At 45.2% G+C, this 24557-nt stretch carries 26 protein-coding genes; 8 read left to right on the top strand and 18 right to left on the bottom strand.

All coding sequences use genetic code 11. The features are described 5' to 3' along the window. Nucleotides 1-31 precede the first annotated feature (31 nt). On the top strand, nt 32-409 hold the full coding sequence (locus WBS51_RS01730; RefSeq protein ID WP_173750003.1) for a hypothetical protein: 378 nt from the start codon (nt 32-34) through the stop codon (nt 407-409). Then, a complete protein-coding gene (locus WBS51_RS01725) occupies nt 402-683 on the top strand; it encodes a hypothetical protein (RefSeq protein ID WP_173750002.1) in 282 nt (93 codons plus the stop codon). Before WBS51_RS01730 ends, WBS51_RS01725 begins: the two co-directional genes overlap by 8 nt. Nucleotides 684-687: 4 nt before the next feature. On the opposite strand, the gene WBS51_RS01720 is transcribed toward WBS51_RS01725, so the two are convergent. From WBS51_RS01720 to WBS51_RS01690, 7 genes are read right to left on the bottom strand one after another with little or no spacing between them, the layout of a single operon-like run. Further along, entirely contained in the window at nt 688-1767 is a 1080-nt protein-coding gene (locus tag WBS51_RS01720; protein ID WP_173750001.1) for a nicotinamide-nucleotide amidohydrolase family protein, read from the bottom strand. A gap of 15 nt (nt 1768-1782) precedes the next feature. Beyond that, complete coding sequence (pgsA, locus tag WBS51_RS01715; RefSeq protein WP_173750000.1) at nt 1783-2325, bottom strand: CDP-diacylglycerol--glycerol-3-phosphate 3-phosphatidyltransferase; 543 nt, start codon at nt 2323-2325, stop codon at nt 1783-1785. Beyond that, complete coding sequence (gene rimO / locus WBS51_RS01710) at nt 2309-3649, bottom strand: 30S ribosomal protein S12 methylthiotransferase RimO (protein WP_173749999.1); 1341 nt, start codon at nt 3647-3649, stop codon at nt 2309-2311. The genes pgsA and rimO overlap by 17 nt, the downstream gene beginning before the upstream one ends. 60 nt (nt 3650-3709) lie before the next feature. Further along, nucleotides 3710-3994: a DNA-directed RNA polymerase subunit omega gene (gene rpoZ / locus WBS51_RS01705; RefSeq protein WP_173749998.1), complete on the bottom strand. Its 285-nt coding sequence runs from the start codon at nt 3992-3994 to the stop codon at nt 3710-3712. Beyond that, nucleotides 3991-4629 (bottom strand): guanylate kinase, encoded by a 639-nt coding sequence (gmk, locus tag WBS51_RS01700; RefSeq protein WP_173749997.1) that lies wholly within the window; start codon nt 4627-4629, stop codon nt 3991-3993. Before gmk ends, rpoZ begins: the two co-directional genes overlap by 4 nt. After that, nucleotides 4622-4894 carry a DUF370 domain-containing protein gene (locus tag WBS51_RS01695; protein ID WP_173749996.1) on the bottom strand — a complete coding sequence of 91 codons (273 nt, stop codon included), beginning with the start codon at nt 4892-4894 and terminating at the stop codon, nt 4622-4624. Before WBS51_RS01695 ends, gmk begins: the two co-directional genes overlap by 8 nt. 14 nt (nt 4895-4908) lie before the next feature. Then, on the bottom strand, nt 4909-5787 hold the full coding sequence (locus WBS51_RS01690; RefSeq protein ID WP_173749995.1) for a YicC/YloC family endoribonuclease: 879 nt from the start codon (nt 5785-5787) through the stop codon (nt 4909-4911). A gap of 171 nt (nt 5788-5958) precedes the next feature. Here WBS51_RS01690 and WBS51_RS01685 point away from each other — a divergent pair, with 171 nt between their 5' ends. Next, complete coding sequence (locus WBS51_RS01685; protein WP_173749994.1) at nt 5959-7707, top strand: Rqc2 family fibronectin-binding protein; 1749 nt, start codon at nt 5959-5961, stop codon at nt 7705-7707. A 129-nt stretch (nt 7708-7836) separates the two neighbouring features. On the opposite strand, the gene WBS51_RS01680 is transcribed toward WBS51_RS01685, so the two are convergent. The 6 genes from WBS51_RS01680 to WBS51_RS01655 form a co-directional block, all read right to left on the bottom strand. Continuing rightward, the gene (locus WBS51_RS01680) at nt 7837-8310 is read right to left on the bottom strand and encodes a methylated-DNA--[protein]-cysteine S-methyltransferase (RefSeq protein ID WP_173749993.1); all 474 of its coding nucleotides are present in this window, start codon (nt 8308-8310) and stop codon (nt 7837-7839) included. A 40-nt stretch (nt 8311-8350) separates the two neighbouring features. Further along, complete coding sequence (locus tag WBS51_RS01675; protein ID WP_173749992.1) at nt 8351-9004, bottom strand: lysoplasmalogenase family protein; 654 nt, start codon at nt 9002-9004, stop codon at nt 8351-8353. Between the two features lie 14 nt (nt 9005-9018). Further along, nucleotides 9019-9786, bottom strand: a complete 768-nt coding sequence (locus WBS51_RS01670) for a GNAT family N-acetyltransferase (RefSeq protein WP_173749991.1) — start codon at nt 9784-9786, stop codon at nt 9019-9021. Further along, nucleotides 9773-10195 carry an NUDIX hydrolase gene (locus WBS51_RS01665; protein WP_173749990.1) on the bottom strand — a complete coding sequence of 141 codons (423 nt, stop codon included), beginning with the start codon at nt 10193-10195 and terminating at the stop codon, nt 9773-9775. The genes WBS51_RS01670 and WBS51_RS01665 overlap by 14 nt, the downstream gene beginning before the upstream one ends. 3 nt (nt 10196-10198) lie before the next feature. Further along, complete coding sequence (locus WBS51_RS01660) at nt 10199-11383, bottom strand: MFS transporter (protein ID WP_173749989.1); 1185 nt, start codon at nt 11381-11383, stop codon at nt 10199-10201. Between the two features lie 238 nt (nt 11384-11621). Next, nucleotides 11622-12002: a hypothetical protein gene (locus tag WBS51_RS01655; RefSeq protein WP_173749988.1), complete on the bottom strand. Its 381-nt coding sequence runs from the start codon at nt 12000-12002 to the stop codon at nt 11622-11624. Nucleotides 12003-12131: 129 nt separating this feature from the next. Between WBS51_RS01655 and WBS51_RS01650 the strand changes: the two genes are divergently transcribed. The 3 genes from WBS51_RS01650 to WBS51_RS01640 all read left to right on the top strand — a co-directional run bounded on the left by WBS51_RS01650 (nt 12132) and on the right by WBS51_RS01640 (nt 15497). After that, the gene (locus WBS51_RS01650; RefSeq protein WP_173749987.1) at nt 12132-12674 is read left to right on the top strand and encodes a flavodoxin family protein; all 543 of its coding nucleotides are present in this window, start codon (nt 12132-12134) and stop codon (nt 12672-12674) included. Nucleotides 12675-12703: 29 nt separating this feature from the next. Beyond that, complete coding sequence (locus tag WBS51_RS01645) at nt 12704-13483, top strand: carboxymuconolactone decarboxylase family protein (RefSeq protein WP_334295090.1); 780 nt, start codon at nt 12704-12706, stop codon at nt 13481-13483. Between the two features lie 103 nt (nt 13484-13586). Next, nucleotides 13587-15497 carry a PfkB family carbohydrate kinase gene (locus WBS51_RS01640; RefSeq protein ID WP_294460118.1) on the top strand — a complete coding sequence of 637 codons (1911 nt, stop codon included), beginning with the start codon at nt 13587-13589 and terminating at the stop codon, nt 15495-15497. A gap of 14 nt (nt 15498-15511) precedes the next feature. On the opposite strand, the gene WBS51_RS01635 is transcribed toward WBS51_RS01640, so the two are convergent. Both WBS51_RS01635 and WBS51_RS01630 read right to left on the bottom strand, forming a co-directional pair. After that, entirely contained in the window at nt 15512-15940 is a 429-nt protein-coding gene (locus WBS51_RS01635; protein ID WP_291683273.1) for a flavodoxin, read from the bottom strand. Nucleotides 15941-16132: 192 nt separating this feature from the next. Further along, nucleotides 16133-17131, bottom strand: coding sequence for a 2-hydroxyacid dehydrogenase (locus tag WBS51_RS01630; RefSeq protein WP_173749983.1), 999 nt, complete (start codon nt 17129-17131; stop codon nt 16133-16135). A 139-nt stretch (nt 17132-17270) separates the two neighbouring features. Here WBS51_RS01630 and WBS51_RS01625 point away from each other — a divergent pair, with 139 nt between their 5' ends. Together WBS51_RS01625 and WBS51_RS01620 are read left to right on the top strand one after the other, a co-directional pair. After that, nucleotides 17271-18059, top strand: coding sequence for an ABC transporter ATP-binding protein (locus WBS51_RS01625; protein ID WP_173749982.1), 789 nt, complete (start codon nt 17271-17273; stop codon nt 18057-18059). Continuing rightward, complete coding sequence (locus WBS51_RS01620; protein ID WP_330489597.1) at nt 18034-18843, top strand: ABC transporter permease; 810 nt, start codon at nt 18034-18036, stop codon at nt 18841-18843. Before WBS51_RS01625 ends, WBS51_RS01620 begins: the two co-directional genes overlap by 26 nt. A 48-nt stretch (nt 18844-18891) precedes the next feature. Here the strand turns inward: WBS51_RS01620 and WBS51_RS01615 are convergent, their stop codons facing one another. The 3 genes from WBS51_RS01615 to WBS51_RS01605 all read right to left on the bottom strand — a co-directional run bounded on the left by WBS51_RS01615 (nt 18892) and on the right by WBS51_RS01605 (nt 24396). Then, entirely contained in the window at nt 18892-19569 is a 678-nt protein-coding gene (locus tag WBS51_RS01615; RefSeq protein WP_173749981.1) for a 4Fe-4S binding protein, read from the bottom strand. Nucleotides 19570-19677: 108 nt separating this feature from the next. Then, a complete protein-coding gene (locus WBS51_RS01610) occupies nt 19678-22314 on the bottom strand; it encodes a coiled-coil domain-containing protein (protein WP_173749980.1) in 2637 nt (878 codons plus the stop codon). A gap of 12 nt (nt 22315-22326) precedes the next feature. Next, nucleotides 22327-24396 (bottom strand): efflux RND transporter permease subunit, encoded by a 2070-nt coding sequence (locus WBS51_RS01605; RefSeq protein ID WP_173749979.1) that lies wholly within the window; start codon nt 24394-24396, stop codon nt 22327-22329. Nucleotides 24397-24557: the final 161 nt, after the last annotated feature.

Here is a 24557-nt window from a genome sequence, read left to right as displayed (position 1 = left end):
GTGATAGAAACTCAAGAATTGGAGCCTGCATATGGATTCTCAGAATTTGTTAGATGAGATGGTAAACGGAGATTCCGTACAGATTTTAAAGGCTGCGCTTCCCTATCTGCCGTCTTCGGGGCAGTCTGTGGTATCTGTATTTGCCAAGTTTCTGGAATTGCAGAACACCATACATTTTTTCCATTCTTCCAAAGGAAACATGGAAATCTGTTCCAGACAGAAAAGCGACCCGGTAGAAATGCTGACAGCCTGCAGCAATGCCTGCCACGGCCCTGCAAAAGAAAAACTGAACAATATGATTAACACACTTTTAATGCTGCAGATGTTGGAACTGTCCCAGAAACCCCTGCCCCCGGAATTTCATACGGACGGCATGTATGCGCAAGGAGGCGAACATAGCTATGAATAATCAAAACGAATCCTGGATGAACAATCCCAAACTTTCCGGCATGGATATGTCCAAACTGGCTATGCTGGGACAACTGGCAGAACAGGGAAAGGGCAAAAGCCCACAGGAGCTTCTGCCCTTTCTCATGTCCGCCGCTTCCCGAAACAAAGAAAGCAACCTGCAGTTTTCTTCTCAGGAAATGGAAACTATCATTCAGGTCCTAAAAGCCGGAAAATCCCAGGAAGAAATCCAGCGCATGGACCGTATGCTTCAACTGATAAAAATGATGCGCTGAACCACTATTTTCCGCTTTTCTGTTCAAAATTTTTCAGAATACACTCCCGGAGCAGCACCAGAGCCTGGGTGACTGCCTGTTCTCTTACGCTGCTTCGGTTTCCTGTAAAATGGCATTCCTTTACTCTTGTCTGGTCTTTCACGGTGCAGCCAATAAACACGGTTCCTACCGGAAATTCTTTTGTACCGCCCTCCGGACCTGCAAATCCGGTAACCGACAGTGCCGTATCTGCACCAGACGCAAAGGCGCCGCCCTTTGCCATTTCTCTGGCACAGGGCTCACTGACAGCGCCGTACTTTTTCAGCGTGTGCTTCTTTACCTTGACCGCTTTTCTTTTCGCTTTATTGGAATAGGTCACAAAGCCCTGTTTCAGCACATCCGAAGCCCCCGGCACATTGATAATTCTGGCGGCAAGTGCGCCTCCTGTACAGGATTCTACCGTGGTCAGCGTCAAATCCTGCTTCTTCAGAAGCTCCACCACTGCGGTTTCCAGATTTTTATTTTCCTCTGTGGTATAGATATCAGCTCCAAAACGAACCTTCAGTTCCCGGATAACCGGTTTTAAAAGGTTTTTAGCTGCCTTTTTGGTTTCCCCGTATGCCGCTGCACAAATATGCACCTCCCCCGGATAGGAAAAGACTTGCAGCACGGGATTTTGCTTTTCTTCCTGCAGGTCTCTGATTTTTTCCCGAATTTCCTTTTCTTCCAGACCACAAAGCTTCACAGTGTCACAGCAGACTGCCCCTGCCTGTTTTTCTTCCAGACAGCAGGCAAGCCTCTCTTCCAATACTACAGCCATTTTCTCCTCTTCCTGCGGAAGAAGAATCAGCCCCTTTTCCTGTGTCAGAGTCTTTGGCAGACCTTCCAAAAGTTCCCCGGTCTTCGTACACACAAAAACCAAATCCGAACGTTTCAGCCCCGCCTTTACAGTCTCTGTCACCTGCTTTTTATCTTCTCTTACAAGGCTTATCCCATTGAAAGAAAATCCAAATCGTTTACACTTTTCAGCCAGATACCGGCTGCCGTCCTTGGCCGCTTCCTGTTCCAGCAAATCCATTCCTATAAAAATCAGTTCCGCAGTCATGCTCTCCACTCCCTTTTAATCCTGCATGCTCAGTACACTTTTGTTTTTTGCAATATAGTCAACCAGAGAAATAATCGTCAGAGCCACTGCAATGACTACAAACAGTGTAAGAATCCCCTGGAAAACCGTATTCTGGATATCCATAATCATCAGAATAATCATAATCATCTGGGAAACCGTCTTAAACTTGCCCCAGTAGCTTGCCGCAATGACAATGCCATTATCTGCCGCAATGAGACGGAAACCACTGATGATAAATTCTCTTGCAATAATGACAATGGTAATCCAGGCTGCCAACTGTCCTGTGGAGGTAAAGCAAATCAGGGCAGAACATACCAGCAGCTTATCCGCCAGAGGGTCCATAAACTTGCCGAAATTTGTTACCAGATTGTGTTTTCTGGCCAGATAACCGTCCAGAGTATCCGTAAGGCTGGCAATGACAAAAATAGCCAGGGCAATCCATTTGTCTGCACTTCCTGTAATATCATACATTAAAAAAGCTACGAAAAAGGGAATCATAATGACTCTCGCAATGGTTAATTTATTCGGTGTATTCATCTTCCAACTCTCCTATCAAATCATACTCCAACGCACCTGTGACATGCACGCGCGCAAAATCGCCTGACATCAGTTCCGTATCTGTGTTCACGAAAATATAGCCGTCTACCTTGGGCGCATCCCCGTAAGTACGTCCCACATAGGCATTTTCATCTGCGACCTTTCCTTCAATCATCACTTCTACCACAGCGCCGATTTTATCATTTCCCTTATCCATGGAAATCTCCTGCTGCAGTTCCATCAGTTCCGCCTGTCTGTCCAGCTTCACTTCCTCGTCAATCTGGTCCGGCATCAGGGCTGCAGGGGTATCCTCTTCTGCAGAATAAGTGAAAACACCCAGACGGTCAAATTCCAGTTTGTCAATGAAATCCAGCAGTTCCTCGTGGTCTTCCTGCGTCTCTCCCGGAAATCCGGTAATCAGTGTGGTTCTAAGAATGATGTCAGGAATCTCTTTTCTCAGAGTCTGTACAATGTCTATGAGCTCCTGCTTGGTGGTTCTCCTTCCCATTCTTTTCAGAATCCGGTCACTGCAGTGCTGAATGGGCAAATCCAGGTAATGACAGATTTTCGTTTCTTCCTTCATAGTCTGTATGAGTTCCGGATAAATTTCCTCCGGATAACAGTAAAGAATCCGAATCCACTGAATCCCCGGTATTTTGCACAGTTCTTTTAACAGCTTGTGCAGAGATTTCTCCCCGTAAAGGTCTTTTCCGTAAACCGTTGTTTCCTGTGCCACTAAAATCAGCTCTTTCACACCCTGCTCTGCCAGATAGGCAGCCTGGGACAGCAGCTGCTCCATTGGCACGCTTCTGTAATTCCCCCGGAGTTTTGGAATAATACAGTAAGTACACCGCTTGTCACATCCTTCGGCGATTTTCAGATATTCAAAATATCCGCCGGTGGTAATCATTCTCTTCTTGCTGTTTGCCGGAAGCACATTGATATCCTTAAACTCTTCATACCGCTCTCCCTCAAACACCTTGTCCAAAGCTGTAATGATTCCGTCATAGCTGGTGGTTCCCAGCACTGCGTCTACCTCCGGGATTTCCTTCATAATTTCGTCTTTGTACCGCTGAGCCAGACATCCCGTAACCAAAAGGGCTTTTAAAACCCCTTCTTCCTTATATTTCGCCATTTCCAGAATACTGTTGACACTTTCTTCCTTGGCATCATGAATAAAGGCACAGGTATTCACTACAATCACCTCTGCCTCTGTCTCGTCATTGGTAATTTCATAACCATTTTCCACCAGTATTCCCAGCATTTCTTCCGAATCCGCCAGATTCTTGTCGCAGCCCAGGGAAATAAACAATACTTTCCTCATGCATCCTCCTTATTGCACAAAGGACTGCCGCCAAAGCCGGTCAGCAGTCCTTTCTATTTCTTATTCCATTGTTTCTGTTGTGTCTTCTTCTGTTGCAGGCTCTTCCTCCAATTCTGCGTCTTCCGGCAGAATATGAACCTTGCCCTTATAAATTTCTTCTACAGCAGTGGAAAGCGGCTTTTTCCCATAGCTTGGCACCATGGCATCTTTTCCCGCAATAAGCTGTCTTGCTCTTTTGCTGGTAGCAAGCACTACGGAGTAACGGCTGGTTACTAACGGTTCGTCCTCCATTTCTGCACCTTCATTGATAGCTTCCATTAATTCTGTGTAAGATGGGTGTATCATACTTCTTCTCCTTTCTTAAATACAGCAACTTCCTCTGTCATTTTCTCTATAAAAGACTCACGGTTTTTGACCGTGTCATGCTGGCTCTGAATAATGCTGTGCATGGTATCTACGCACTCTTCAATCTCATCGTTAATCAAAATATAGTCATATTTCGGCATTCCCTCTGCCTCTTCTGCTGCTCTGGCCAGCCTGGACTCAATGACTTCCAGACTCTCTGTGCCTCGGTTAATCAGACGGCGTTTCAATTCCTGGGCACTTGGCGGAGTTACAAAAAGCAGAAGGGTTTCCGGCATTTTTTCCTTCACCTTTAACGCACCCTGGATTTCAATTTCCAGAATCACATCTTTTCCCGCATTTAACTGCTTCTCCACGTAAGCCTTAGGCGTTCCGTAATAATTGTCCACATACTGGGCATACTCTATCAGAGCGTCCTGCAGAATCAATTCTTCAAATTCCTGCTTTGTATGGAAAAAATATTCCCTGCCGTGTTCTTCTCCCGGTCTTGGCGCTCTGGTGGTCGCAGACACAGACAACGCATAATTGTCATACTTTTCCAGCAGACGTTTCATCAGTGTTCCTTTTCCGGCACCGGAAAATCCGGATACCACTACTAAAATTCCTTTATCAGCCATCATATTCCCCTTTTGCTTCATTTTCTGAAAATGTACCAAAACGCTTTGCTATGGTTTCCGGCTGCAGGGCAGACAGCACCAGCATATCTCCGTCTGTAATCAGCACGGCCTTGGTCTTTCGGCCCTGGGTCGCGTCTACAGACCGCCCCGACTCTTTAGCCGCCTGCACCAGTCTCTTAATGGGGGCCGCGTCCGGGCTTACCACAGCTACTATCTTATCCATATTCACAACATTTCCGAATCCGATATTTAAAAGCTTTGCCATTGCTTTTCCTGCCTTTATTCAATATTTTGAATCTGTTCCCGGATTTTTTCGATTTCCGTCTTCAAATCAATGGCCAAATTGGAGGTTTCCAAGTCATTCGCCTTAGACAGAATTGTGTTTGCTTCCCGGTTCATTTCCTGGGCAATAAAATCCAGCTTTCTGCCAATGCCGTCATCTTCTGAAAGCACCTGCCCCATATGTGCAATGTGGCTTTTCAGGCGTACCGTTTCCTCATCCGTACAGATTTTATCTGCAAAAAGTACCACCTCTGCGGCAATGCGGCTCTCTTCGATATGCGTATCCGCCAGCAGTTCTCTGACCTTTGTCTCCAGTTTTTCTCTGTATTCTTTAATAATATCCGGGTATCTTTTCTCCACCCCGGCAACCTTTTCGTCCATGTCCGCCAGTTTTTCCAGAATATCCCGTCTCAAATGGGCACCTTCCTGGCTTCTGGTCTCCACAAACTGCTCTGCTGCCCTGCGAATGGTATTTTCCAACGAACTCCAGAGTTCCTTTTCGTCGCTTTCATGTTCTTCCATGGTCAGAACTTCCGGATATCTGGAAAGCGCAGCAGCGTCCACTTCTTCGTCCAACTCAAAGTCCTCGCCTATCTGCCGCAGACATTCCATGTACTGTGCCGCAATATCCCGGTTGTATTTCACAGCCATTCTGCCCTGGGTATAGTCTTCACAGGTAATGAATAAGTCCACCTTTCCCCTCTGAATGTACTCCTTTAAAAGAGAACGGATAGAAGCCTCAAAAATGCTGAATTTCTTGGGCATTCTCATATTTACGTCCAGATAGCGGTGATTAACAGACTTCATTTCCACTGTAATTTTCTTTTCTTCGTCTAACAATTCGGCTCTGCCAAAGCCGGTCATGCTCTTTATCATCTCTGAACTCTTTCTTATGTCTTTGATTTACCGTAAGGCATAAACATACATGGTTATTATAAGCCAATCCCCAAGAGCCGTCAAATATTTTTTTGCTTATGGTGGAAATTTATGATAGAATGAACTTTAATTCATATGCCTTTTGCATATTCAAAAGAAAGGAGACTCATTATGGCTTTTGACGGAATTACCATTGCCGGCATGGTGAAAGAATTTAATGAAACCATTGTTGGCGGAAAAATCAACAAAATTGCCCAGCCCGAACCTGACGAGCTGCTGATTACCATAAAGAACAATAAAACCCAGTACCGGCTTCTGATTTCTGCCAGTGCTTCTCTTCCGCTTATCTATTTTACAGATAGGAACAAAACCAGTCCCTTAACGGCGCCCAATTTCTGTATGCTTTTGAGAAAGCATGTGGGAAACGGAAAAATCACGGCAGTAACCCAACCGGACATGGAGCGTGCCATTGAATTTCGCATCGAACATTTAAACGAACTGGGGGATTTGTGTTTTAAAACTCTGGTTGTAGAAATCATGGGCAAACACAGCAATATTATTTTCCTGAATGAAAATCGCATGATTCTGGACAGTATCAAGCATGTGTCCTGTAATGTCAGTTCTGTCCGGGAAGTTCTGCCCGGAAGAGACTATTTTCTTCCAAAAACTCAGGAGAAAGCAAATCCACTGACCATGACCCAGGAAACCTTTTACAGCATGGTATATACCAAACCTACGGCCATAGCCAAAGGAATTTATACCTCCCTGACAGGTATCAGCCCCTGTATTGCTGAGGAAATCTGTTTTCGCGCTTCTGTGGACGGAAGTCTCTCTCCCCAGGCCCTCAGCGAAACTGCACGGGAACACCTGTTTCACACCTTCACCCGTGTCATGGAGGATATAAAAAACGGCGATTTTCAACCTAATATTGTATACAATGAAAAAGGGGAACCTCTGGAATATGCAGCTATTCCTCTGACTAAGTACACCACAGCGGAAAAAAGAGACTTTCCTTCCATATCCACTGTGTTGGAACAATACTACGCACAAAAAGACCAGATTACCCGAATCCGCCAGAAATCCGCCGACCTGCGCCGAATTGTCCAGACCGCTTTGGAACGCAACCGCAAAAAATACGATTTGCAGACAAAGCAGATGAAAGATACAGAGAAAATGGATAAGTACAAAGTCTATGGGGAGCTGATTAATACCTACGGCTACAATCTGGAAAGCGGCTGCAAATCCTTCCAGGCTTTGAATTACTACACCAACGAAGAGATTACCATTCCGCTGGACAATACTCTGACACCCCAGGAAAATGCCAAGAAATATTTTGACCGTTATAACAAACTGAAACGAACTGCCCAGGCTTTGGAAGAACAGTTAAAAGAAACCCATGAAGAAATCCTGCATTTGGAGTCTGTCAGCACGGCTCTGGATATTGCACTGACAGAAAGCGACCTGTCCCAGATTAAAGAAGAACTGACCGAGTGCGGTTATATTAAAAAGCATTACACCAAAAAGAAAAAAGCCCTGGAAAAATCCAAGCCTCTTCACTATATTTCCAGTGACGGCTATCATATTTATGTAGGAAAAAATAACTACCAGAACGAAGAGCTGACCTTTAAGTTTGCCACCGGCAATGACTGGTGGTTCCACGCAAAGAAAATGGCGGGCTCCCATGTTATTGTCAAAAGCAACAACGAAGAACTGCCGGACAGAACGTTTGAAGAAGCAGGACGACTGGCTGCCTACTACTCCAGCGGACGCACAGCTCCCAAAGTGGAAATCGACTATATTCAGAAGAAACATGTGAAAAAGCCAAACAGCTCAAAACCCGGATTCGTGGTGTATTATACCAACTATTCCCTGATGATAGAGCCCGACATTTCCGGTATCCAACTGGCAAAAAACGACTGATTTCACCAAATAAAGACCCTGTGACGCCGCTGCTTTTTCCGGCAGCTTCGTCATAGGGCCTTTTCTTATTCTTGAAAACTTTATAGTGTCCATGGAATTTTAATTCCCTGGGTATAATCCCACCTGCCTTTACATTGGTTTTTCCAACTCCAAAAGGGCCTGTTTCATGGGAATACCGCCTGCATAACCGGTTAGTTTTCCATTTGCGCCAACCACACGATGACAGGGAACCACAATCCCAATGGGATTCCGATGATTCGCCATGCCTACAGCTCTGCTGGCTTTGGGATTTCCAATTTTTTCTGCTATCTCTTTGTAGGAACGGGTCTCCCCATAAGGAATTTCTCTCAAAGCTTCCCAGACTTTTTTCTGGAATTCTGTTCCCCGCAAATCTAAAGGCACAGTAAATACCTTCCGGTTTCCGGCAAAATATTCCTCCAACTCTTTGATGGTCTGTTGGACAACAGGGTTATTTTCTTTATCCTCTGCAGATTCCTGCTCTTTCCGAACCCCCAAAGACAGCAATGCTGTTTCTGTACATACAATAAGCAATTCTCCTACCGGGCTTTTATATACAGCCCGACTTAACTTTTCTTTTGTCATTGCATACTCCTTTCCCTATCCCTTAAACGTAAAAACGAAATCACATCCACATCATAAGCGCAAAGCAGTAAATTCCGCTATAATACAGCCCAAGCGCCAGATAGTGAATCCCTTTTGTCTGCTCGTGGAAAAAACTTTTTCCCACCATCATATCGGAAACTGCAAACAAGCCTGCCCCCAAAGCTATCCACCCGTACTCCTTTCCCAAACGGAAAGGCAGAGAAAGAGCCAGCACTGTCATTCCCATCAAAACAGCAGGATACAACAACATGGCATACTGTTTTGGATTTTCCCTCGCACCTTTTACTTCTTCCCGGAAAAGAAACAGGCAAATCCCCATAAGTATCAGCCAAAGAATAATTTCCGCCAGATAGAATCTGCTTTTGGACAAAATCCAGCCTATCAAAAATATATGTCCTGCTGCAAAGGCGCCCATTCCCCAGAAAAATTTCACTTTCAGCAAGGCGTCTGCCAGAAGAAACAACAGCAGTGCAGACAAAATCCACTGCTTTCCCATTGTATGCATATCTTCTGTCTGGCAGAGTCCCCATACTCCGGTAAATACGACCATCCAGGTAGACAAACATTTCGGCAAAATATTCCAATCTTTCTTTTCCCAATCCTGCAATTTCCGATGTAAAAGAATCCCTGTTCCTATAACAGGTACTGCAAACAACGTCCATAGAACAAGCATACGCCACCTTCTCCCTAGATTTTACTTCCTTCCCCATATATTTCATACGCTGTATAAGGACAGTCCAAATGATACCCCAGCTTTTCTGAAAGTGCCAGAGAATTTTCGGTGTGGGCGTCCCAAGAGGGATATCGCCCTGTTTCCAGACAAGCCAATATCAGTCGGGCACAGCAGGCAGAGGCCAGCCCTTGCCTTCGATATTCCTCTTTGGTATCCACTTCTATTTCAATGCCGCCCTTCCAGGCTGAATACGAAGACGCCCCGGAAACAAGCTCTTCCCCTTTTAGAGCCAACACCCCCATTCCAAAGGTACAAAAACTCTCATAATCAGCAAACTGAGCCGTAAAATCCCGGCTCCATTCTTCTTCTCTGCACCGATTGTAAAATTCTTCCTCTATCCACTTAAAAGTATACCCTTTTGGAAGCCGGGCCACTCGTTTCAGGCTGTCTGTATCAAAAGTATTCGGCTCCTTTTTCATGCGGTAACGCATAATTTTCCGGCTTCGCCCCCGGTAACAGTCCTCAATGAGCCTCCCCCACGCTTCATCCGGTGGAACCAGAATTCGAAACTCTGGTTTGCTCTCCTTTGGCAGATATTCCACCAACGCCCTGTCCGGTTCTCCGTCGAAAAATGTGAAGTCTCCCAACACAGCCATAAGAGATTTAAAGTTTCTCTCTCTGGCATAAAAATTCCCCATAATCCCCTGCTTACAAGACCAAAGAAAGGATTCCTGCGTATCTTTGAAAAAGCCAGAAATATCTTTATACTTAACGGAGACCATAAGCTTTCTCCAATAATACCGGCTGTATTTCCGGATACGTCCAGCCCGTCGGCAAATCTTTAAAAAGCCGAATTTCTTTTATCTCTGATTCTTCCGGAATTTCTTCAAACTCCAGAATTTCACATCTACATAACAGGCCGAAATCTTCCCTTTCTTCCTGCTTTACAGAATAAATCCCCACAACGGAAAGTTCATATTCTACCGCCCCCGTTTCCTCATACAATTCTCTTCTTGCAGTATCTAAAATATCTTCCTGTACTTCCCGGTGTCCACCTGGGCATTCATAGGTTGTTCTGTCTTTATGCCTGCAAAACACCCATTGTCCGTTATATCTGGAAACAATGACTGCAAATTTGCACTTCTCCTTTTCTGCCTTATTTACAACCTGGGAAAAATTCACCTGTATCATACATTACTCCTTTCTCTCCCATAAAACAAATACGCACACCATACCTGCCGCAAATATACCAAGTCCTGTAAAAGCTGCTGCAATGGAATATTCTTTGGCTATCCATCCGGCCACCGGACTTAATACAACCATAAACACACTGTACAGCATACTGCTTACTGATACCATTGTAGCACGTATTTCGCTGGAAAACATCTTCTGATTTTCATTTTCTATACGCAGCATCAACATTTCCTCAAGCCCATGAGCAAGTCCTGCTGCCAGAACAGAAACTATCAATACAGAACTGCCGCTTGCAGAGATAAAAAGACAGGTCAGCAAACCGCCAAAAAACAGCAGTTTTCTCAAATTTACCCTTCCCATTTTTTCTCCCAGAGTTGCCCCTGCCATACTGAAAAGCGAAAGAACCAGCAGCGGAATTCCAACCCATTTAGCGCTTAATCCGCACTCTACCAAATGCTCCTGCATCATCATATAGACAATATAGCATCCGGCAGAAACAGCACCGCAAACCAGCATACGCCTGCAAACCAGAGAATTTTCAACTAAAAATCTTATACTCTCCACAGAATAATTTTTAAGTTCCCTTCCCATATCAGCCAGTGTCAGCTTTTCTTTCTTTTTTTCTCTTCCGATTTTTGTTTCTGAAAGCCGCCAGGCTACAGCAGAACACAGAAGTCCCTGTACCACAGAAATAAGATAGGCTTTTCGATACCCCAGCGTCACCGTGACTACCGTGAGCAGATTCGTCAGCGCGAAAACTCCAAGATAAATGTTTTCCTGTATGCACGACACCTTCAAATACCGTTCTTCCTGTCCGCTTTCCAAAAGACTGTCATAAGTCAACGCTTCCCTTGTACCGGATACCAGATTATAGCTGAACGCATTCAGACCCATGGCAACTAAAATCACGCCAAACCAGTCTGTGGCAATCATGCACAAGGAACCTGCAGCCGATACAAGACCTGCCAGAATCAGTGTCTTTTTCCGCCCTATCATATCCGAAAGCATACCACTTGGGATTTCACAGCACATACTGACCACATGAAAGAATCCTTCTGCAATCCCTGTCTGGGCCAGAGAAAAGCCCCGGCTCAAAAGGAGTAAAACCCATACTGCATCTACAATTTGAAGTCCGCTGATAATTTCATAAAGATATAAATTCTGAAGTTGTTTTTTGATATTCATATTGCACCACTCTTTTCTTATATTTTGTAGAATGATGCCCACTTTTAGAGTTGAAAACGACAAAACTCAACGAGTTTTCAGACAAATATTCCTAAAAATGGGCGCACTTATAGCCTGAACACCAAAAAAGTTTCCTTTTTGAATCATCAAATAAGGTGTTTTCCAGCCCATTTGTGCGCCTCCTTTTTTCAAAACTGCTTACAATATACCATAAATTTCTTAAAAAGTAAATCTGCTTTTACTTGTTTTTTGCATGCGCACTAAGCCTGTTCTCTCCCCACGGAGAACTCAGCAGTGTCTCCCCGCCTACAATTCCGGCCTGCAAAACCTCCACGTCCTCCTCCATTTCCACAAGTGTCATACCTTCCAGCCGGACATACTGCAGAAACTCTTCCAGTGTCCCATAGACATCCTCATCAAACACAAAACGAATGTCTTCTTTCCGCGGTTCCTCGTCCAGAGGAATGGTACAGGAGCCCATACGGTGTACGGTACCCTTGTAACAAAAATCTATGAGTTCAAAGGTACTCTCTTTCTCATAATCCTCCCGCATAATCTTCAAAATGTCCTGCATGGAAATCCATAAGGTTTTCGGTTTTTTCCTTCCAAATCCAAACATATTGCGCCTCCTCCGATTAAAATCTGAAAAAAGTTCTTGACTTAGAGTTTACTTCAAGGATTATTCTATATAGCAAAAGAAATAACACAGATAGACAGCAATGTCAATAAAAAAACAGGAGGTTTTTGTATGTCTAAGAAAGTTCTTATTATCAGTACCAGCCTGAGAAATCAGAGCAATTCGGAAACTCTGGCTCATGCCTTTGCCGAAGGGGCCGAAGCTGCAGGAAATGTAGTGGAACAAATCACTTTAAGGGATAAGCAGATTGCATTCTGTAAAGGCTGTCTGGCCTGTCAGAAACTGCATAAGTGTGTCATTTCTGACGACGCTGCCCCCATTACAGAGAAAATGCAGCAGGCAGATGTAATCGTATGGGCAACCCCTATCTATTACTATGATATCAGCGGTCAGATGAAAACCCTGATTGACCGGGCCAATGCACTTTATTCCTCTGATTATGCGTTCCGCGATATTTATCTGCTTTCCACTGCCGCAGAGGAAGAAGAAGGCACTGATAAAAGAGCCATCAGCAGCCTGGAGGGCTGGATTGACTGCTACGAAAAAGCGCGGCTGGCCGGCGTTGTCTTTGCAGGCGGTGTGGATGACCCCAATCAGATGCAGGGGCATACCGCTTTGGAAAAAGCTTACTCCATGGGCGCTTCTATCAGATAAGAACAACCATATTTTAAAAGAAAGAAGGAATTTCTATGATAAAACAAACAGCAGGCAGAGATGCCCTAAACGATTTCGCACCGGAATTTGCACGTTTAAATGATGATGTACTCTTTGGAGAAGTCTGGTCCAGAGAAGACCAGCTTGCCCCCAAACTGCGCTCCATGATTACGGTTACCGCTTTAGTCAGCAAAGGGATTGTGGACAGTTCTTTGCAGCACCATCTTGCTTCTGCCCGTAAAAACGGTGTTACCCACACAGAAATGGCAGAACTTCTCACACATCTGGCTTTTTATGCCGGCTGGCCCAATGCATGGGCAGCCTTTCGTATGGCAAAAGAAGTCTATGCAGAAGATGTCCCAACAGAAGCTCACGGCGGCTTTTTCGGTCAGGGCGAGCCAAATACGGCATTTGCCCAATATTTCACAGGAAACAGCTACTTAAAGCCTCTTACGAATCCCCAGAACTGCCCTGTCTTCATTGCCAACGTCACTTTTGAGCCGGGCTGCCGCAATAACTGGCACATTCACCGCGCTGACAAAGGCGGCGGACAAATTCTTCTGTGTGTAGACGGCGAAGGCTGGTATCAGGAAGAAGGCAAAGAGGCGCAGTCTTTAAAACCCGGCGATGTCATTACGATTCCGGCTAATGTAAAGCACTGGCACGGCGCCAAAGCTCACAGCTGGTTCAGTCATCTGGCTATGGAATGCCCCGGAGAAAACACTTCCAATCAGTGGCTGGAAGCAGTAAGCGATGAAGTCTATGAAAAACTCACGGACGAACACCATAAGGAATATCCAATAGAATAGAAGCCCCAAAAAAAGATACCTCACTTAAGCAAATCCTTATTATTGACAAACTTTTTCAGATAGTCAATAATAAATCTATCAACGAAAGTGAGGTATTTTCTTTATGACCATAAAAGATATTGCAAATTTGGCCGGTGTTTCCATATCCACAGTTTCCAAAATTGTGAATAACAAAGCCGAAAATATAAATATTGAGACCAAAAACCGGGTTCTGAAAATCGTAAAGGAATACAACTATACCCCTTACGGGGCAGCCAAGAGCATTTCTTCCGCCAGAACCTTCCTCATCGGTGTTCTTCTGAAACGAACTTCCCAGATGCATCTGATGCTGAACGGTATCCTGCAGACAGCCCAGAAACACGGCTATAACGTTTTAATCTGTGACAGTGCAGATAATCCCAAGCAGGAATTAAAACACATCACAGCACTGTGCAGACACAAGATTGACGGAGTTCTCTGGGAACCTGTCTGCGAAGAAAGCCTTTCCCAGGCACGACATTTCAAAGAGCAGAACATTCCCATTTCCTACATCAACAGCTCTTTTCCTCAGGAAGCCTGCTGCCTTGATTTCTCCCAAATGGGATATGCCGCTGCCAAAAAGCTTTTGGATTACCGTCATACCCATATCTGCTGTCTTACAAAGCCCGGCAGCCTGCGCTCAGATATGGTGTTTGAAGGCTTTAAAAAATGTCTGTTTGACCATGAAATCCCCTATACCGAAGACAGAAAAATTTCTGTTTTTGACCCGGATTTCTATACCCAAATATCCCGGCAGGGCTTTACAGGAGTGGTCAGCACACATTTCGAGTCAGCCCTTTCTCTTTATGAAAAAGTGGACAGCTTTCACTATCACATTCCTTCTGACTTATCTTTGGTCAGCCTGCGGGAAGACGGCAGGGAAGCCATTTGTTTTCCCCGAATCTCCTCTATCCGTATTCCTTATGAGCGTTTCGGAGAAAAGGCATGTGAGTCTTTGATTGCCCGCTGCGAAGAACAGTCCGAACCGGAGTTTGCCCTTTTTGAATTCGGAGATTTGCTCTTTGACCATGAAGAAAGTATCAGCGAACCGCCTTCCTGCCGCTACAAAAAACTGGTATCTGTAGGCAGTATTAATATGGATATTACTTTAAATGTAGAAGAACCTCCCAGTTCCGGCAGCACGATTATCACCACGTCTTCCTGTATGGCACTGGGCGGCAAAGGAGCTAACCAGGCCATTGCAAGCGCCCGCCTGGGAAGGGAAGTGACCATTATCGGAAAGATTGGAAATGACTACGATTCCACCATGATTTACGACTCTTTAAAGAAAGAACAGGTTCTGACCCTGGGGCTTCGGAGAGATTCCGCTTCCATTACCGGAAAGGCTTATATCCATGTGCAGAAAGACGCAGAAAGCAGCATTACCATTCTTCCGGGAGCCAACCAAAATCTTTTCCCGGAAGATATTTCCTCCCGGGAGCATTTGTTTGCGGGCTGCGGTTACTGCCTGATTTCTACAGAAATTCCTGTGGAAACCTGTATCTGTGCTGCCGAAACGGCCCGGAAATATGGGGCACAGACCATTGTGAAGCCTGCAGCATTAAAGACTCTTCCGGATAAACTCTTGAAGAACACGGACATCTTTGTTCCAAACCGGAAGGAAGCTGCTCTTTTGTGCCCTCAGGAAACGGAAGTGGATAAGCAGGCTGCGTTTTTCTTTTCCCTGGGCTGTCCGGTAGTCATTATTACCCTTGGCCATCGGGGCTCTTATTTAAGAACGAAAGATATGGCATGTGCCTTTCCGGCCGCCGCTTTTCCCTCTGTGGATTCTACCGGCGGTGCCGACGCCTTCATCGCAGCCCTGGCTTCTTATCTGACAGAAGGCTGTCCTCTGGAAAAAGCAATTCCCATTGCCACTTATGCCGCTGGATTCTGCGTTTCCAGAACCGGGGTTGTTCCTGCCCTTGTAGACAAAGCGTCTCTGGAAAACCATATCCGCATTGCAGAACCGGAACTATTAAACTTTCGAGTATAAAAGAATTGGCCCTTTTACGCTGCTGCAAGCGCTGCTCCAAGTGCTTTGCAGGCAGCCACGGCCTCTTCATCCGGTGCGTCGTTGCAGATGACACTGTCGCAGACAAGCACGGCTCCATCTGAGCGGCAGGTATCCTCCCAGTTTCTCATCCATTCGCCGTCTCCCCAGCCATAGGAGCCAAACAGAGCAATTTTCTTTCCTTCCAGTCTGCTCTCACACGCTTCAAACATAGGCGCAAATTCCTCTTCTTCCAACTCTTCGGCTCCCATAGACGGGCAGCCAAAAGCTATCGCATCATAATTCTCTGTCATAGAAGCGTCAAACGCTCCACTGGTCAGCAAAACGGCTTCTGCTCCTGCCGCCTTTGCCCCATCTGCAACGGCATTCGCCATCTCTTCTGTATTTCCGGTTCCACTCCAATATACAACTGCGATTTTACTCATTACTTTTACACCTTTCTTTCCTTTAGGATATTTTGCTTACAGCAATTTTAGTTAGTCTTTCCTAACCTTGTTTTAAAGTAACACTTTTCCAGAATTTTGTCAACCCTGAAATCATAAAAAAACAGCCCCTGTCAAGAGCATATTCTCCTAACAGGGACTGCATTTTTCGCTGCAGTCTTTTCCTTTTCAGGTTTACTGTCTTTCTGTGACCTCATTTCCGGTGATTTCTCCTTTTTCAAAAGCCACGGCATTGTCCAGCGTGGTCTGAGAAATGGCCGCCAGGGCTTCCTCTGTAAAAAATCCCTGGTGAGACGTAATCATAACATTGGGGAAAGACAAAAGTCTGGCTGTTGTGGAGTGTTCCAGGATTTCATCTGAACGGTCTTCAAATACGTTCTTTGTCTCTTCCTCATAAACATCCAGTCCTACACCGAAGAACTTTCTGGCACGGATACCGTCAATCAGGTCATTGGTTTTTACCAGACCGCCTCTGGAGGTATTTACCAGAATTACCCCATCCTTCATTTTCGCAATGGTGTCTTTATTAATCAGATGATAGGTATTGTCCATCAGCGGGCAGTGCAGGGAAATCAAGTCACTGGAAGCCAGCAATTCATCTAAGGTTACATAGGTTACAAAATCAGCCAGTTCCGGGTTCTGATATACATCATAGGCAATGACCTTCATGCCAAAGCCACGACAGATTTTCGCCATAGCTGCACCGATTTTTCCTGTACCCACGATTCCGGCCGTCTTCTGGTAAAAATTCATCCCCATCAGTCCGCCAAGGCTGAAATCATTTTCCCTCACTTTTACATACGCTTTGTGAATACGGCGGTTTGCTGCAAGGGCCAGAGCCATTGCATGCTCCGCTACGGCTTCGGGAGAATATCCCGGCACACGCATAACCTCAATATCGTATTCTGCTGCTTTTTCTAAATCCACATTGTTAAATCCTGCGCAGCGCATTAAGACCAGACGAACTCCCGCTTCGTGAAGCGCATCCATGGTTTCGCTTCCCACATCAGAGCTTACAAAAGCGCAGACTGCGTCATATCCTTTGGCCAACGGCGCTGTCTTGGGTGCCAAATCCGTTTTTAAATAATCAATTTCTATACCAGGATAATTTCCTGTCTGTTTTTCAAACGATTCCTTATCATAAGTTTTTGTGTCAAAAAATAAAATCCTCATTCTGCATTCCTCCTGTTCTGTACTTCTCAGGATTTTAATCACTATGCTTCTTTATCATAGTAATAATATCTACTATATTTGTCAAGTACCTGTTTTTCTTCATATCATAATGATATATACCACCAGGAGGATTGATTTTATGGGCGAACCTCTTTTAAATGTAAATGACATCAGTTATGCCTACCACACAAAATCCGGGGAAACACCTGCCCTTTCTCATATATCTTTTTCCGTATCCAGAGGAGAATTTACTGCCATCGTAGGTCCCTCCGGGTGCGGTAAATCTACGTTTCTGGATATGCTTTGCGGCCTCTTACATCCGGAAAAAGGCGAAATTCTTTTAGCCGGAAAACCTTTACAGGAAAAAACTGCCAGCATTGGATACATGCTGCAAAAAGACCATCTTTTTGAATGGCGGACCATTTACAGCAACATCCTGCTGGGGCTGGAAATTCAAAAAAGACTTTCCCCGGATACCAAAGCACGCGCCGAGCAGCTTCTGGCAGACTATGGACTGGACAAATTCAAAACCGCAAGACCCTCCCAGCTTTCCGGAGGTATGCGGCAAAGGGCGGCACTCATCCGCACTCTGGCTTTAGAACCGGAACTGCTGCTTCTGGACGAACCCTTTTCTGCTCTGGATTATCAGACCCGTTTATCCGTAAGTGATGACATCGGAACCATTATCCGCCGGGAAGGAAAAACCGCTATTTTAGTCACACATGATATTTCTGAAGCCGTCAGTATGGCAGACCGGGTGATTGTATTCAGCCAGAGACCTGCGCACATACAAAAAATCATTCCCATTACTTTTTCCATGCCTGTGCGTACCCCTATGGCTTCCCGCAATGCCCCTGAATTTAAAACTTATTTTAATGAAATATGGAAGGAGCTGAATCATCATGATGTATCCTCTCAATCCCTCTGAGGAGCAGAAAAAATATCTGAAAAAGCTGAAACAAAATGCCATGCTCATACAGTTTTTCCGATTTTTTCTTTTCTTTGCTTTTCTCTTTTTATGGGAAATCTGTGCCCGAACAGGCACGATAGACTCTTTTATTTTCTCCAGCCCCTCCCAGATAGCTGAGAAAATGGCGGAACTTTTTCACAACGGCACGCTCCTTCGGCATATTTCTGTCACGCTCACAGAAACGCTCATCAGTTTTCTTCTGGTCACACTGCTGGGTATTGTGTGCGCGGTTCTTTTGTGGGCCTTTCCCAGACTGTCTGCCGTACTGGAACCGTATCTTGTGGTTTTAAACAGTCTGCCGAAATCCGCTTTGGCTCCGCTTCTCATTGTGTGGCTAGGCAGCAATATGAAAACCATCATTCTTGCCGGAATTTCCGTCGCCGTCTTCGGCGCCATCATGAATCTGTATACCGGCTTCTGCGAAACAGATCCGGATAAATTAAAACTTATAAAAACGCTGGGTGGCACAAAAAAAGATGCGCTCTTGAAAGTGATTCTTCCGGGGTCTGTCCCTCTGATTTTAAGCGTTATGAAGGTAAATATCGGACTGTCTTTGATTGGAATTGTCATTGGAGAAATGATTGGAAGCAAAAGCGGACTTGGTTACCTGATAATCTATTCCAGCCAGGTCTTCCAACTGACCACTATGCTTATGTCCATTGTAATTTTATGTATCATTGCCATTTTTTTATATGGAATGATTTCTTTTTTGGAAAAACGTTATCTGAAAAGCCATAAATAGATGCTGCTCATGCTTGAAAAAGAGGCTGCACCCCGCAGCCTCTTTTTATCATAAAAACAATTCATTTGCCTTGCGCTCTGTACAAGTCTTTTTCATCTTCGCAGAAGCAAGTTTCACTTTTAATTTACTTATATTTCTTGCCTTCTGAGGGCAGACCTGGACGCAGCGCATACAGGAAATACATTTGGATTTATCCGTCTTCTTTGGATTGTCACCGGGAATTGCACCAGCCGGACAGACTCTGGCGCACAGGCCGCAGGCTGTACAGTGTTTATCTGCCTTTGGCTTTAACGGCACACCTTGATACGTTCTGTAAGGCTTGCTGCCCGGCAGAGCCAGCTTTTCATAAGTCTCTGCAGTATGGAGTTTCTGCCGGATTTTCTCTCCAAAGGCTTTCAGTTCGCTCTTATCCTTCCGATCCGGTCTTCTTGTGGCAAACTGGTGCATAATGGAATGTTCTGCAATAGCTGCCACAGCAGCAGCACACACAAATCCCTGTTTTTCCACTTCTTCCTGCAGCTCCAGAAGGGTGTCTTCATAGGCCCGGTTTCCATAGGAAGGCACACCAAAGAAACAAATATCCTGCGCCTTAAAAGCCGCAATATTTTTTTCCGCTTTCGGCTTGCACAAGTCTATTTCCTTATATGCGCCAAAGGTTTCTGTCAGTATCTTGACGATTTTCTCTGTCCCCCTGGTTGGGCTGAAATAAATGGCATATACACTCATTTGCGTATCCTCTCTTCCTTCTGTATAGATATAGAGTTCTCTTCTGCATTTTTCTGCGTAAGGAACATTATAGCTCTTTTTGCCAGAGGATACAATGACAAAATGTCTTTATTCTGCTTCAATTCCGGCAGTTTCAATAACAAATTTCACTTTTCCGTCCACATTCTCAGACTGTCCGTCAAAGGCTTTGTAAGACTTATCTGCATTTTCTACTGCTTTCAGTCTGTCCAGAACTGTTTTCACATCACCGTTTACCATATCCGCAAGCTTCTGTACACCTTCTTTATCAAATTTCTCCATACCATCCCTTAGCTGCGTGGAACCATCTTTTAATTTTGCAGTTCCGCCCTTTAACTCTTTTCCCCCTGCTGCCAGCTGGGACGTTCCGTCTTTTAAGGCTGCTGCTCCGTCTGCTAGTTGGGAAATGCCGTCGCTTAACACATTTCCTCCTGCCGCCAGTGCACTGCCGCCCTTTAAGAGTTCCGAACTGCCCTGGGCTAACCCGGCTGCCCCGCTGTTTAAGGAATCATTCTTTGCTGTCAATGCATTTACACCTGTTTGAAGCTGCTGCGTTCCCGCCTGTAAAGCGCTGCTGCCCTGGGTCAGCTGAGCAATACCGCCGCTTAACTGGCCTGCACCTTCTGACATCTGCTGCAGTCCTGCATTTAAGGACGAAGCCCCGGAAGCTACAGATACGGCGCCTGCATTTAGCTCTGTATTCTTAGCAGTCAGTGCTTCACTGCCTTTTTTCAATTCTCCCACTGCCTTCTGCAGTTTTTCAGAAAGAGAAGTCAAATTCCCCATAGAACCTGCCGCCTCTTTCAAAGACCAGGCGCCTTTCTGTAAAGTTTCTGCTCCGGCTGCAGCACTGGCTGCTCCTTCTTTCATGGTATGAAGCTGTGCTTCTGCTTCTGAAAGTACTGCTTCTGCCTCTGGTATCTGTCCATTTACTGCTGTCATTGCCCCCTGTATCTGCTGCAATCCCTGGATTGTATCTGCCGCACCGCTGTTGTCACCGTAAGTCACCGGTACCTTCACATCCACAGATACTCCGATACCGCCCAGATTTGCCAGTACGGCCTGTTTTTCTTCTTCCGATACACCTGCAGCATCCAAAGCTGCCGCCACGTTGTTATACTGCTGTTCATTCGCCTGGGCACTGGCCTGTTCGTTTACTGCATTGGTATCTACGCTTGGTGTTGTCTGGCTGTTTACAAAGTTCTCAATCATACCTGCCGCCTGACCGCTTAAATCTCCTACTGTCTGCGCCGCAGTTTTCAATCCTGTTACACTGGCTCCCAACTTTCCGGCCGCCCCTTCTGCCTGTGTCATGCCTTCTTTTAAAGTTTCTGCTCCCTGTATCAGCTGTCCGGCTCCGTCTGTGAGACTCTGAATGGCCTCCGGAAGTTTAGATGCCTGCCCCACAGAACCGCCGAGTTCACTCTGTAGCTTTCCAAGACCTGCATCCAACTGGGCCGTCCCTGCCGTGTAAGCCTGCACACCCTGTTTAAGGCTTTCGCTTCCCGCAGCCAGCTGTGTTCCTCCTGCGCTTAACTGACCGATACCGTCAAGCAGCGTTCCCTTTTTCTCGTCAAGGGTTTCCATACCGCTGTTAAGCGCTGCCGCGCCGTCTGCCACCTGGGTAATTCCGCTGCCCAGCTTAGAAGTGCCATCCGTATAAGCACTGATGCCATCCCTTAATTGTCCGGCTCCGCCTTCCAGTGAATTCATACCTGCAGTCAGCTGAGCAATCCCGTCCAAAAGTTCCCCTTTGCTGTTATTCATGGTATCAATGCCGTTTTTCAGCTTTCCGGCGCCGTCATCCGCACTGTTTAAGCCGTTTACAAAAGTATCTGCAGAACTGTCCAGAGCGGCAATGCCTTCCTGCAGTTCTTTGCTGCCCTTTACCAAAGCCGTGGAAGAATCAGTGAGCGTATCCAGTTTTTTCTTTAAATCGTCAGTGTTGGCAGTCTCTCCCAGATTCAAATCTTCTAAAAGACCTGTGGCAGCTATGGTAGCCGTCATTCCCAGAGAAAAATCTTTCACATCTGCCGTCAGTTCCACATAGTCCGGAATTTCCATATCGTCCAATTCTTTCATATCTGACAGCTTCAGGCTGTCTGACAGACCCGGAAATCCATACCCTACTGCAATATCATTCGTTCCGTCGGAAAGCACCTTGCCATTTGTGATTTCTACATTGGTAAAAGTATCAGCTGGAAGAATCATGGCCGTCATCATCATAAACGGCGTATAGATTTCTTCTTTTTTTCCATTGACCTCTTCGGTCCGTTTTTCTGTATTTTCATAGTCGATTCTGATTTTTACCTTACCGCTTTTTCCTGCCAAATCAGAAGCCTGGATTTCCTTACCGTCCAGATAATACGTCAGCTTTACAGAAACCGGCAATTTTTTGCCTGTGGTTCCCTGATAATAAATATCTCCGCCGTCCGTATTCCAGGTAAGTGTTCCGTCTGAGTTCTGTTTAAAAGTTTCATCACCTTTCACATTCTCAATGTCTGTCAGACTGCTTTTATCTTTCAGGGTTTTCTCTTTTCCCTTGTTTTTCAGCCAGTTGCTGACAATCACATTTTCTGAATTTCCATTTTCATCTGCAGTTACATAAACGGTCTGCTCCTTCTCTGTCTGTGTGTTTTCTGCTGCCAGTATGGGCGATGTGGGCAGAATCACCGACATCATCACAGCCATACCCACCAGAAGCGCCTGCACATTTTTCCTCTTCATAGCCAAAACCTCCTATTTCCTAACCTTGAAATTTTTACTTGTTGCACAAATAACTTTGTCAAATATCCAATACATGGCAGGCAGAAACAGCAGCACTGCGCACATACTGATTAATGCGCCCCTTGCCATAAGAAGACAAAGAGAACTAATCATATCAATCTTCGAATACACACCAACCCCAAAGGTTGCCGCAAAAAAACTGAATGCTGATACCATAACGGGACGGATACTGCTCTGCAGGGCAATACTGATGGATTCCTTCTTACTCTTGCCGCCTCCTCTTTCCTGCTCATAACGGCTGGTCATCAAAATAGCATAATCTACCGTTGCCCCAAGCTGAATGGTTCCGATAACAATGGAGGCAATGAACGGCAGCTCTGTTCCTGTGAGATACGGAATTCCCATGTTAATGAAAATTGCCCCCTCAATAACCAGTACCAGAATCACCGGAAGGGTCATGGATTTGAACACAAACAGGATAATCAGAAAAACGGCCACGATGGAAACTGCGCTGACTACCTTAAAGTCATGGTCTGTGATTTCAATCAAATCCTTGGTACAGGGTGCCTCACCTACCAGCATGCCGTTTTTATCATAAGATTTCAGAATTTGATTCAATTCGTTAATCTGGTCATTGACTTCTTCGGAAGCTGTCTGATACTCATTGGTAATGAGCATTAGTTCATAGTTGTCACTTTCCAGAATGTCCTTAATCTCCTTTGGTATCATGCTTTCCGGCAGAGACGGTCCGATAATGCTCTCCAGTCCCAGCACTTCTTTTACACCATCTGCCTGCTCCATTTCCTTTATCATTTTGTGTTTTTCCTTACCGGAAATGTTTTTATCCATGAGAATCATGTGGGCCGCACCCATATCATAATCCTTCTGCAGTTTTTCATTGGCCATAATGGATTCCAAATCCTTTGGAAGGCTGGCATCCAGGTTATAATATACTTTTGCATTTGCCTGAAAATAGGCAAACGGTATAAACAGAGCCACGCAGAGAAACGCAAAGGTTTTATGATGCCTGACCAGAAATTCTGAGACTTTCGGAAAATCCGGTATCAACTGTCTGTGCTTTGTCTTTTCCAGAGGTTTGTCAAAAATCATTATCATAGCCGGAAGCACGGTAACGCAGCAGAGAACGCCAAATACCACACCTTTTGCCATGACAATTCCCAAATCCATACCCAAAGTAAAACTCATAAAGCAAAGCGCCACAAAGCCTGCAATGGTAGTAACCGAACTTCCCACTACGGATTTAATGGTAGCAGCTATGGCCTGGGCCATGGCTTCCTTGCGGTTCTCTCTATAAGTTTCCTTCTGTTCCTGATAGCTGTGCCACAGGAAAATGGAATAATCCATGGTAACACCCAACTGTAAAACTGCACTTAACGCCTTGGTAATATAAGAAATTTCTCCTTTGAAAATATTCGTTCCCATATTATAAACAATGGCAATACCGATACTGGCCAGAAACAGAAACGGAATCAGATAGGATTCCATGGCCAGCGCCAGAACGATACAGGACAGTACAACGGCAATCAGTACATAAATAGCCACCTCCGACTCTGCCAGATTTTTGGTATCTGTTACAATGGCCGACATGCCGCTGACAAAGCACTGCTTTCCCGCCAGCTTTCTGATATCTCCTATGGCGTCCATAGTTTCATCCGCTGATGTAGTCGTATCAAAAATAATAAACATCATGGTGGAATTTTCTGAGAACAGAACGCTTCGTATTTTCTCCGGCAGCATTTCTGTCGGAAGACTTAAATCCGCAAAACTGTCGTACCACACCACCTGCGAAACGTGCTCTACCTCCTCTATTTTTTCTTTCAGAGCCGCCACATCTTTATTTGGCATGCCTTCACATACGAACATGGAATACGCACCGGTTCCGAATTCATCCACCAGGATATTCTGTCCCTTCATCGTTTCAATATCATCCGGCAGATAGTACAGCACATCATAATTCACTCTGGTGTTTATATATCCTATCACGGATGGTATCAACAGCAGCAGGCTCAGAACAAAAATCGGAACCCGGAATTTGACAATTTTCCTTCCCAGCTTTACCATTTCCTTTCCTCCCTTTCCCGTTTTTGCTAAACATATGCAGACATAGCGTCTTCATATTCTTATTTTTATGACCTTTGGTCATTAATTGTTATAACGCAAAACTGACCTTTAGTCAATATTACTTATGACCAAAAGTCAGTTTTCGTTTTTATGCAATATGC

This window comes from Blautia acetica, from assembly GCF_038739805.1.
Lineage (GTDB): Bacteria > Bacillota > Clostridia > Lachnospirales > Lachnospiraceae > Blautia.
Note: the sequence above shows the minus strand (reverse complement) of the source record. Positions and strands in the feature narration are given on the sequence as shown.

Excerpts from the sequence above, each read along its gene's own strand:
- WBS51_RS01685 (WP_173749994.1), top strand. The coding sequence starts at position 5,959 with ATGGCTTTTGACGGAATTACCATTGCCGGCATGGTGAAAGAATTTAAT.
- WBS51_RS01680 (WP_173749993.1), bottom strand. The coding sequence starts at position 8,310 with ATGACAAAAGAAAAGTTAAGTCGGGCTGTATATAAAAGCCCGGTAGGA.
- WBS51_RS01725 (WP_173750002.1), top strand. The coding sequence starts at position 402 with ATGAATAATCAAAACGAATCCTGGATGAACAATCCCAAACTTTCCGGC.
- WBS51_RS01640 (WP_294460118.1), top strand. The coding sequence starts at position 13,587 with ATGACCATAAAAGATATTGCAAATTTGGCCGGTGTTTCCATATCCACA.
- WBS51_RS01730 (WP_173750003.1), top strand. The coding sequence starts at position 32 with ATGGATTCTCAGAATTTGTTAGATGAGATGGTAAACGGAGATTCCGTA.
- WBS51_RS01675 (WP_173749992.1), bottom strand. The coding sequence starts at position 9,004 with ATGCTTGTTCTATGGACGTTGTTTGCAGTACCTGTTATAGGAACAGGG.
- WBS51_RS01615 (WP_173749981.1), bottom strand. The coding sequence starts at position 19,569 with ATGAGTGTATATGCCATTTATTTCAGCCCAACCAGGGGGACAGAGAAA.
- WBS51_RS01655 (WP_173749988.1), bottom strand. The coding sequence starts at position 12,002 with ATGTTTGGATTTGGAAGGAAAAAACCGAAAACCTTATGGATTTCCATG.
- WBS51_RS01670 (WP_173749991.1), bottom strand. The coding sequence starts at position 9,786 with ATGGTCTCCGTTAAGTATAAAGATATTTCTGGCTTTTTCAAAGATACG.
- WBS51_RS01665 (WP_173749990.1), bottom strand. The coding sequence starts at position 10,195 with ATGATACAGGTGAATTTTTCCCAGGTTGTAAATAAGGCAGAAAAGGAG.
- WBS51_RS01695 (WP_173749996.1), bottom strand. The coding sequence starts at position 4,894 with ATGGCAAAGCTTTTAAATATCGGATTCGGAAATGTTGTGAATATGGAT.
- WBS51_RS01630 (WP_173749983.1), bottom strand. The coding sequence starts at position 17,131 with ATGAGGATTTTATTTTTTGACACAAAAACTTATGATAAGGAATCGTTT.
- WBS51_RS01660 (WP_173749989.1), bottom strand. The coding sequence starts at position 11,383 with ATGAATATCAAAAAACAACTTCAGAATTTATATCTTTATGAAATTATC.
- WBS51_RS01605 (WP_173749979.1), bottom strand. The coding sequence starts at position 24,396 with ATGGTAAAGCTGGGAAGGAAAATTGTCAAATTCCGGGTTCCGATTTTT.
- WBS51_RS01610 (WP_173749980.1), bottom strand. The coding sequence starts at position 22,314 with ATGAAGAGGAAAAATGTGCAGGCGCTTCTGGTGGGTATGGCTGTGATG.
- WBS51_RS01650 (WP_173749987.1), top strand. The coding sequence starts at position 12,132 with ATGTCTAAGAAAGTTCTTATTATCAGTACCAGCCTGAGAAATCAGAGC.
- WBS51_RS01620 (WP_330489597.1), top strand. The coding sequence starts at position 18,034 with ATGATGTATCCTCTCAATCCCTCTGAGGAGCAGAAAAAATATCTGAAA.
- WBS51_RS01625 (WP_173749982.1), top strand. The coding sequence starts at position 17,271 with ATGGGCGAACCTCTTTTAAATGTAAATGACATCAGTTATGCCTACCAC.
- rpoZ (WP_173749998.1), bottom strand. The coding sequence starts at position 3,994 with ATGATACACCCATCTTACACAGAATTAATGGAAGCTATCAATGAAGGT.
- WBS51_RS01720 (WP_173750001.1), bottom strand. The coding sequence starts at position 1,767 with ATGACTGCGGAACTGATTTTTATAGGAATGGATTTGCTGGAACAGGAA.
- gmk (WP_173749997.1), bottom strand. The coding sequence starts at position 4,629 with ATGGCTGATAAAGGAATTTTAGTAGTGGTATCCGGATTTTCCGGTGCC.
- WBS51_RS01690 (WP_173749995.1), bottom strand. The coding sequence starts at position 5,787 with ATGATAAAGAGCATGACCGGCTTTGGCAGAGCCGAATTGTTAGACGAA.
- rimO (WP_173749999.1), bottom strand. The coding sequence starts at position 3,649 with ATGAGGAAAGTATTGTTTATTTCCCTGGGCTGCGACAAGAATCTGGCG.
- pgsA (WP_173750000.1), bottom strand. The coding sequence starts at position 2,325 with ATGAATACACCGAATAAATTAACCATTGCGAGAGTCATTATGATTCCC.
- WBS51_RS01635 (WP_291683273.1), bottom strand. The coding sequence starts at position 15,940 with ATGAGTAAAATCGCAGTTGTATATTGGAGTGGAACCGGAAATACAGAA.